This window comes from Parachitinimonas caeni (genome assembly GCF_030129945.1).
Taxonomy (GTDB): Bacteria; Pseudomonadota; Gammaproteobacteria; order Burkholderiales; family Chitinimonadaceae; genus Parachitinimonas; species Parachitinimonas caeni.
In genome coordinates this window covers 1-255 of record NZ_JARRAF010000294.1, presented here as the reverse complement: position 1 = coordinate 255, position 255 = coordinate 1, and the positions used below count along the sequence as shown (strand labels likewise).

Here is a 255-nt window from a genome sequence, read left to right as displayed (position 1 = left end):
GACCCTGCACGCCGGCGAGTACACCCTGCGGCTGGACAACCCCGGCTTCAACCCGGCCGATTACGGCTTCCGCCTGCTCGATCTGGCAGCAGCCCCGGCCGTGACCCCTGGGCAGGTGATCGACCTGTGCCTGCCCGCCAGCGGCGAAGCCCGCGTCTACAGCGTCGAGGTCCAGGCCGGGGACCGGCTCTACCTCGACCTGCGCGAACTGGCCGAATCGTACGCAAGCTACAACCCGGCCAGCGGCCGCTACGA

Annotated in this window: 1 protein-coding gene; it reads left to right on the top strand. The window is 70.2% G+C overall.

Annotation, left to right across the window (positions count from 1 at the left end; all coding sequences use genetic code 11):
• A partial coding sequence (locus PZA18_RS24760; protein ID WP_284103539.1) for a hypothetical protein occupies positions 1-255 on the top strand: 255 nt, incomplete at both ends.